This window comes from Psychrobacter piechaudii (genome assembly GCF_900162825.1).
Lineage (GTDB): Bacteria > Pseudomonadota > Gammaproteobacteria > Pseudomonadales > Moraxellaceae > Psychrobacter > Psychrobacter piechaudii.
In genome coordinates this window covers 1-6,039 of sequence record NZ_FUGE01000155.1, presented here as the reverse complement: position 1 = coordinate 6,039, position 6,039 = coordinate 1, and the positions used below count along the sequence as shown (strand labels likewise).

The following is a 6,039-nucleotide window of genomic DNA, read 5'->3' as shown; positions in this document are numbered from 1 at the left end:
CCTTTACAGGCTGCAGGACTCTTCCCTAAGTTGTTAGATGCAGTTTTAGAGGAAGGAAAGTTGTTTGTTCTTCCTGAACGTAGAAAGCGATCTTGCCCGAGGGTGGTTAAGGGAAAACCACAAAAATATCCCAAAAAAAATACCAGTCAGCCTTAACTGACTGGCATTACCCAACTGGGTGTCTTTTTTTATGACGGAGAACTTATTGCATTTGCCAATCGAAAGGCATTTGATTGTGGCCACGTAATGCCATCATAAGCGTCTGCTGCATAGCCAAGTAAACTTCTTGAGTATAAGGTACTGCTGGCGTTCCCCATACTGGATTTGGCCAAGCTAAGTCGTTTTGATAGCGAACAATATGATGGAAATGTAGCTGTGGTACTTGATTGCCTAAAGCGGCCACATTCATCTTATCAGCATTGAAGGTTTTAGCCATCTGACTCGATAGCCAGCTTGACTCACGTAAAAACTGAGCCTGGTCCGCTGGTGATAATTCATAAATCTCTTGTACACCCGCCACTCTAGGTACCAAAATCAACCAAGGAAACTGGCAGTCATTAATTAGACGACAAGTAGATAGCGGAAAGTCTCCAACTAAAAACGAATCTTTAGCTAGTGTTGGATGAAGTTGAAACATATTGGCTCTCTTAATTATTTTAATGATTCTGCAAGCCGATATTTTATCAGGTATTGGCTTGATATTATAGATACTAACACAGGTTTAATCTTTTACAGAAAATAAGCGAGCTGTTAATAAGTTTATAAACATAAAAAAGCAGCCTTGAGAACTCAAGACTGCCTTACCCTCAGTGTCTACCGACCTAGTGGTAGCCACTGAACGGCTCTGTTAAAAGCCACAAGCTACTTGCACTTTCAGTATTTTTTATTATTCTATTCCTGATGTTATTATTATCATCCCTAATTTTTTGTTTCTTATCCATCATCTGCCATGATTTAGATTTAGGCCTTACTGGTTTACATTACATCTCAACTGCATCTTCTGCTTCATCCTCAAACCACTCTGGGACTTGCAAATCTTCCAAATCAATAGCGTTATTAATCATCATATCTTGTCTCTCCTTATTCATCTCTTATTTTATTACTTATCTCATGCTCTTGTTTGATGACTATAAGATACTAATAGTTGATGACAGTTAGATTAAAACGATATGACAATTAGATTAAAGCACCATAACGATATAATAACTTTGGTAATAGAGTAAGCTTAATTCTACTGACTGGTGTTACTGTTCTCCTTTTGCACTTCGGTCACATGTTTTGAGAAGTGGTTTAACAACTCACGTACCACCTCCACGCGTTGCTGCGGAGTTTGCAGCTTATCCGGATTGGTGTAACGGATACCCGATGCTCCATTCATTCGGTAACGATTGCCATCTGATTGAATTAGCTGAATAATAGCTAAAGCCTCAACTGGGGTATCTGGGGCAAACTCTAACACCACACTGCTGCTAGTAGCATCTATCTTGTAGATGGCCAAAGGTTCAGCCTGAACCCGAAGCTGATGAATGGCAAATAGCTGCCTTGTTTGATCTGGCAGCGCACCAAACCTATCAATCATCTCGGTTCTAATATCGGTTAAAGTATCTTTGTCTTGCGCGTTACTGATGCGTTTATAAAACAACAAACGCTGCGGCACATCATTAACATAATCTTCTGGAATCAGCGCTGAGCAGTGCAAATTAATATCACTGGTCAAAGATAATGGCGTATTTAAGTCTGGCTCTTTACCTGCCTTAATGGCTTTGGTAGCCCGTTCCAGCATATCCATGTACAAGCTAAAGCCAATGGCTTGCATATTGCCGCTTTGCTGCTTGCCTAAGATTTCCCCTGCGCCGCGTATTTCTAAATCCTCACTAGCCAGCATAAAGCCTGCCCCTAAGGTATTGGCCCTTTCAACGGCCCGTAGACGCTTTTTGGCATCGCCTTTTAATCCTTTGATTGAAGGGACTAATAAATAACAATAGGCTTGGTGGTGACTGCGTCCCACTCGGCCACGCAACTGATGCAGCTGTGCTAGACCAAACTTATCAGCAAGCTCGATGATAATAGTATTGGCATTAGGCACATCAATACCAGTTTCAATAATCGTGGTACACACTAGCACGTTAAACTTTTTGTGATAAAACTGCTGCATCACCTGCTCTAGTCCACGCTCATTCATTTGACCGTGTGCTACCCCTACCTGAGCTTCAGGTACCAGCTCGCGGATGTTCTCTGCCATACGCTCAATACTGGCCACATCGTTGTGCAATAGATAGACCTGACCACCGCGCAATAATTCACGCAAAATAGCCTCTTTCATAAGCTGATCAGTCTTTTGCATCACAAAGGTTTTAATGGCTAAGCGTCTTGCCGGCGGCGTCGCAATAATTGACATATCACGCATGCCAGACAAGGCCATATTTAAGGTTCTAGGAATCGGTGTGGCGGTCATCGATAAACTGTCAACGTCACTTTGGATCGCTTTAATACGCTCTTTATGACGGACCCCAAAGCGATGCTCCTCATCGACAATCATTAGCCCTAAGTTGGCGAATTTAACGTCTTTTTGCAGCAGCTTATGAGTGCCAATAACAATATCGACCTTGCCCGCAGCTAGGTCCTCTAGCACTTGATCTTGAGATTTTTTACCACCAAAGCGAGACAAGGTTTCGATACGTATCGGCCAATCAGCAAAACGGTCTTTGAAGTTATCCTCATGTTGTCCCGCCAGCAAGGTCGTCGGAACCAATACCGCCACTTGATAACCACTATTAACGGCGATAAAAGCAGCTCGCATCGCCACTTCCGTTTTACCAAAACCCACATCACCACAGATGAGCCGGTCCATAGGCTTATTTTGCTTCATGTCATGTATGACTGCATCAATGGCATTGGCCTGGTCCGGGGTCTCTTCAAAAGCAAACTGGCTGGCAAACAGCTCATACTGTGCCGTATCGACTTTAAAATGAATGCCCTCTTTAGCCTGACGACGGGCCTGCATATTCAGCAGCTCTGCAGCCACATCATGAATTTGCTCTAAAGCTTTTTGTTTTGCTTTGTCCCATTTGCCACTGCCAATCTTATGCAAGGGCGCTAAGGCAGGATCGCCGCCACTATAACGGCTAATTAACTGCAAGTTAGCTACTGGAACATAAATACTGGCATCGTCAGCGTACTTCAAATGAATAAACTCTTGCTCACCTTCTCCAGCATCCAAGGTAACTAAGCCATGGTAACGGCCAATACCTTGGTTAATATGAACCACTGGGCTGCCTTCGGTCAGCTCAGTCACACTTTTGATTAAGAACTCTTCTGACACATCACTTTGACGACGGCGACGGGTTTGCAGTACTTGTCTACCAAATAGCTGGGTTTCACTAATAATCGATAAGTGATTGGCTATTACCGCCCCTCGCTCTATCGGGGCAATGGTCAAGCCTACTGTGGGCTTATTACCCTCGGTTAGTTCATTATTTCGATAAAGCTCACTGTGTAAAAACTGCTGTAAACTCTCAAAAGTTTTAACATCAATTTTTCCACGGAATAACTCTAATAGAATCTCACGGCGACCGGCAGTTTCCGCCACCACCAATATGGGACGAGGCAGCGGTTTATCTATATCTTCCTTTCGCTCTGCGTCATGATCGCCCCACTGGCCTTCTGCATAAGTTAATAGCTCTAACAAAGGCTCAGCTTTTTGGTGACTGACTGGCAGTTCAGGGGGCATAACGGCAGGCAAACGTACCTTACCAGCTTGACTACTCTCTGCTGCCTGTAAATCATTTTGACTTAAAATGATACGAGGATAAGCATTTAACTTTTCATTGGTTTGATTGCTGGGAAAATAAAGCAGTTTTGGGTCTAAAACAGGCTTATCAATATCATGACGGCGCTCTTCATAGCGGCGCTGTATTTGGGACCAATAATCTGCCTGAAACTCCGCTATGTTTTCATCGATAATAAACAGCGCATCTTGAGGCAGATAAGTAAATAGGTGCCCGGTCTGATTCCAATCCTCTAAATCAAAAAAAAGTGGCTGATAGTATTCAAGGCCACTACTGGCTATACCTGCCATCACATCTTTATGTAGCTCAAATCGGCGACTGCTGACATTAGGAAACATGGCCGCGAAGTTATTACGGAACATTTCCTTGCCTTCCTCTAAAGGAAACTCTTTGGCTGGCAGGATCTGAAACTCGGTAATGGGCTTAGAAACGTCTGGCAATTTATGTAATAAGGATAAGGACTCGACCGTTAAATCATGTTTAGTCGCACTGTCCGAGTCTGATCGGGAGGACACTATTTCAACCAAGGTTTCAGTCGATAAAGTCCGCTGGGTTTGGGGATTAAAGAACTTTATGGTCTCAATTTCATTGTCGAACAAATCCAAGCGTAGTGGAAAGGGCTGACCCATAGCAAAGATATCAATTACGCTGCCACGTACCGCAAATTCACCAGGCTCAAATACATTATCTACGGCCCGGTAGCCTGCGGCGGCCAGCATTTCTCGCTGATCATTTATGTCAAATATATCGCCCACACTTAAATCAAAATGCTGACCAATCAGCCAACTTGGCGGCGCCACTCGCTGCATTAAAGTTTGGATGCTGATCAATAAAATACCGCTTTTTGGCATTTCTGTAAGCAGGTTAATTCGCTCACTAACAATATCTTGATGCGGTGACAGCTCATCATAGGTCAGTATTTCCCAATCTGGGAATACATAAGCATCCACTCCACAAAAAGCCAACTCCGTTTCGATTTGATTGAGCTGGTTCTGGTCCTTAGTGACCACCACCTTAAGACGATTGGCGACATTGGCTACGGGGCAGTCTGTGAGACTGGCTAACCAAAGACTGCCTGCTGCAGCATGAGCCGGATACAGCCAGCGCCTTTGTGAGTTATCTATAGGAAATAGGGCTTCATTGGTAGAGGTAAAAATATCAGTAAGAGGATGCTTAGAGAGTTTAGGCATAATATTGTGGTAAATTTCCTTAACGAAGACCAATGGGCTGAGAGAAAGTCGCAGCTACTTGTCAATAAAGTCTCTATTATACGAGGTAAAAAGACGACTACAAATGATTATTAAAGCACGGCTAATTCATTATAAAAAATAAATTACTGCGTGAGTTTTAGTAAAAAAGGCCAACAAAGCAGTACATTGCTGTGCTGGCCTTTTAAAGTTTTAACTACAGACTAGCTATAAGCAGTCCGCTATTAATTAATAAGTAATTCTATATTAATAAAAGACTGGTTTTGCCGAATAAGAGACTACTCTTAAATCAGTGGCTTTTCGCTGGCGATGATGCCATTATTATCGGCATAGACATACATGCCTGAGTTTAAGGTCATATCGCCAAAGCTAATTTCAATATCAGTTTGACCTTCACCACGGCGGTTTGATTTGCGAGGGATGCAGCCTAGAGCCATTACTCCAATGTCCATTTGCGCCATGTCATCAACATCACGCACACAGCCATACACCACAACCCCTGCCCAACCATTATCGATAGCAGATTGAGCAATCATATCGCCCAATAAAGCACAGCGCATAGAACCGCCGCCATCAACCACTAAGATTTTGCCTTCACCATTACTATCACGACCTTCGGTATTCAGTAGCTCTTTCACTCGGCTATTATCTTCAAAGCATTTTACAGTAACGATCTCACCGCAGAATTTGTCCTTACCCCCGAAGCTATAAAAAGACTTCCCTTCAATATTAGGTAAACAAACTTGGCTTTCTGGATTGGCATCCAACAAATCACAAGTTACGAAATTGGTTTTGGTCATCTCAGTCATGGTGTTATTTCCTTATTTATTATTGGCTAATAATATTATTGGCTTACAAATTGACCTCCTCCCCTCGCTAAACCGAGGGGATTCCTACAGCTAGACGGTCAAGCCCGACCGCAAGGATATTCTTAGCAGCATTGGTATCTCTATCATGCCATGTGCCACACTCAGCACAAGTCCATCCTCTTATTCGCAAACCTGCTCTACCCTTTGGACTACTGTCACTTATTTTATGGCAGC

General features: G+C 43.2%; 4 protein-coding genes. All 4 read right to left on the bottom strand.

From position 1 onward, the window contains the following. Positions 1 to 202: 202 nt before the first annotated feature. On the bottom strand, positions 203 to 637 hold the full coding sequence (locus tag A1019T_RS08815; protein ID WP_007395256.1) for an HIT domain-containing protein: 435 nt from the start codon (positions 635 to 637) through the stop codon (positions 203 to 205). Between the two features lie 594 nt (positions 638 to 1,231). Then, positions 1,232 to 4,978 (bottom strand): transcription-repair coupling factor, encoded by a 3,747-nt coding sequence (gene mfd, locus A1019T_RS08810; RefSeq protein ID WP_077451325.1) that lies wholly within the window; start codon positions 4,976 to 4,978, stop codon positions 1,232 to 1,234. 302 nt (positions 4,979 to 5,280) lie between these two features. After that, complete coding sequence (gene rraA / locus A1019T_RS08805) at positions 5,281 to 5,796, bottom strand: ribonuclease E activity regulator RraA (RefSeq protein WP_095532594.1); 516 nt, start codon at positions 5,794 to 5,796, stop codon at positions 5,281 to 5,283. Between the two features lie 76 nt (positions 5,797 to 5,872). Then, positions 5,873 to 6,039, bottom strand: a 167-nt coding sequence (locus tag A1019T_RS08800; protein WP_143514048.1) for a zinc ribbon domain-containing protein, incomplete at its 5' end; no start/stop codon positions are given.

Excerpts from the sequence above, each read along its gene's own strand:
- A1019T_RS08815 (WP_007395256.1), bottom strand. The coding sequence starts at position 637 with ATGTTTCAACTTCATCCAACACTAGCTAAAGATTCGTTTTTAGTTGGA.
- mfd (WP_077451325.1), bottom strand. The coding sequence starts at position 4,978 with ATGCCTAAACTCTCTAAGCATCCTCTTACTGATATTTTTACCTCTACC.
- rraA (WP_095532594.1), bottom strand. The coding sequence starts at position 5,796 with ATGACCAAAACCAATTTCGTAACTTGTGATTTGTTGGATGCCAATCCA.